2 protein-coding genes and 1 pseudogene are annotated in these 2,436 nt (G+C 42.0%); all 3 read right to left on the bottom strand.

Features of this window, described 5'->3' with window-relative positions; translation table 11 throughout:
• Window positions 1-39: 39 nt before the first annotated feature.
• Window positions 40-1,641 (bottom strand): annotated as a pseudogene (gene ggt / locus HMPREF9444_RS11285) (gamma-glutamyltransferase).
• A 332-nt stretch (window positions 1,642-1,973) separates the two neighbouring features.
• Entirely contained in the window at window positions 1,974-2,249 is a 276-nt protein-coding gene (locus HMPREF9444_RS11450) for a transposase (protein WP_187363664.1), read from the bottom strand.
• Complete coding sequence (locus HMPREF9444_RS11445; protein ID WP_407083901.1) at window positions 2,179-2,373, bottom strand: transposase; 195 nt, start codon at window positions 2,371-2,373, stop codon at window positions 2,179-2,181. The genes HMPREF9444_RS11450 and HMPREF9444_RS11445 overlap by 71 nt, the downstream gene beginning before the upstream one ends.
• Window positions 2,374-2,436 lie beyond the last annotated feature (63 nt).

The raw sequence follows: 2,436 nt of genomic DNA, 5'->3' as shown, positions 1-2,436 counted from the left end.
GGCAAGGGCAATAAAAATATCACGCAATTAAACTAAATTTTAATATCCGGCCGCTAAGCCGTCGCCGCGCGGATCGGTCCCTCCTTGCATAACGCCGGTTTTAGGATCAATTTTAATTGCTCCGGCATGTCCCATGGTGTCGGTATAAGCATCAACAACCTCTACGGGATGACCGCGTGCCGCCAATTCCTCAATAACATTTTTAGGAATACGGTTTTCAAGCTTTAAGTTATTGGAGGCTTTACCCCAGGTTCTGCCATAAAGCCAGCGGGGAGCGTCAATAGCCTCTTGCGGCGTCATATTAAAATCTACCATGCGTGTAATAATCGCGGCTTGGGTTTGCGGTTGCCCTTCTCCTCCCATGGTTCCGTAAAGAATATAGGGTTTGCCGTTTTCGGTTAAGAGTGCCGGATTTAAGGTATGGAAGGTACGCTTATGCGGCATCAGGGCATTAACGTGATTCAGATCCAGTGAGAAGAATGAACCGCGATTTTGCAGTAGAATGCCGGTACCTTCAGGAATTATTCCGGAACCAAAATCATGGTAAATACTCTGGATTAAAGAGACGGCGTTGCCGTAGCGGTCAACCGTACCCAGCCAAATTGTATCTCCTTTAGGATCAAGCGCTTAAACTTTGGCTGCTGCTTTATTCATATCAATAAGTTCAGCCTGATAGGCTCCGCGCTCTTTTGAAAGCAGATAGTCAAGCGGAATATGTACGAATTCAGGATCGGACAGGTACTTATCGCGATCGGCAAAAGCTTGTTTGGTTGCTTCGATAATAAGATGATAATAATCGGCAGTACCGTTGCCGACTGCTTTTAAATCAAAGTTATTAAGAATGTTTAAGATTTCAAGCGAAGCAAATCCTTGTGTGTTCGGCGGAAAATTGTAGGCTGTATAGTTGCGGTACTTAACGCTTATCGGCTCCACCAGGTCTGCAGTATGGTTTTTAAAGTCATTTAAAGTAAGAATACCGCCGTTTTTCTTCATGTCTTTGACAATTTTCTGTGCAATTGAGCCACGGTAAAACTCATCAGCACCGTTTTTGGCTATTAGAGCCAAAGACTTACCGAGATCCGGCTGTTTTAGAATTTCACCAACGGTGTAAGGAGATCCGTCAGGCTTTAAAAAAACTTTCTTAAATTCAGAAAAGCGCTGCAGATTATGGAATTCTTTGTCTTTAGTGTCTGTATCAATTGCACTCCACATGGCAAGAGAACTGCTTACTGGAAAGCCGTTAGTCGCTAAATCTATAGGAGTGCTGAACAGATCTGCCCATTTGTAGTCAGAATCAAGATTTTTTTTAGCATATTTGAATGCTTTGTCCCATCCGGAAACTACACCGGGGACGGTATTGGCGGCAAGATAACCGCGTGAGGGAATTTTATCAAGGCCTTTTCCCTTGTAAAGTTTAATCGTAGCTTTTTCACCGGCTCTGCCGCTGGCATTAATAGCAACAACCTTGTTATCTTTGGCATTGTAGATAAGCCAAAAATTATCGCCGCCTAATGTACACATCTGAGGATAAACTACGGTTAAAGTTGCGGCAGCAGCAATTGCTGCGTCAACGGCGGTTCCTCCACTGCGTAAGATGTCAAGACCTGCCTGGGTAGCCAGATAGTGAGGAGAGGTAACCATGCCGTTTAATGCTAAAGGATTTTGCTGCTGTGATTTAGTAAGATGACTTTCATAACCAACAAGGTTTGCATTTTCAGCATAAGCTGAGTTGACGCATACTGCTAAAAAACAGGCACTTAAAATTAAAGATAATTTCCGCATAATTTTTTCCAAAATTTTTGAGTGAAAAGATCTGACAGCTGTCATTAAAAATTTTAAGCAATAAATGAGTCGGACTCGGTCAAGACACGATAATGAAGCATAAATTGCTTGGAATTAAGCGCTTTGCACTTTTAGGACAGGCGGATTTCACCTTTTTTGATCTAAAAAGATCAGCAGCTAAAACCCTTCTTTTAGGGAGAAAAATATCGCGAGGAGAAACTCAGTTTTTGATCCGGCGTTCTCTGCCGGCCAATATATTGCCGGATCCCAGATATGGGAGTACCTCCGCAGGATGAAGCAAAAAAAGATAGCGACCTGAATGCGTTACTCCACAACTTAGATCTAACGGTAGGATACTTACGTTTACGGATGATCATGGAAAATGTCCTTTTAAACTTAAATACGAGGATTGAAATCACAAGTTGCAGTGGGTAAAGATTCACTGGAGAAACATGGTTTTTTTTCACCGCGAAATTCAATCAGCCCGGCATTAACTTGCGGACATACTGCTGCAAAGATTGTTTTGAGCTCATTGATAATTCGGGCTGTAAAAACTTTTCTGCGGTATTTAGCTGTAATTACTTGATTTATGTATGGATTATAAGCTGGACAACGGATATGATAAGTGAAGTTTTTTATTTATAAACAATAAGA

The organism is Succinatimonas hippei YIT 12066, assembly GCF_000188195.1.
GTDB lineage: Bacteria > Pseudomonadota > Gammaproteobacteria > Enterobacterales > Succinivibrionaceae > Succinatimonas > Succinatimonas hippei.
The sequence above is the reverse complement of the archived record's forward strand: the minus strand, read 5'-3'. Positions and strand labels throughout refer to the sequence as shown.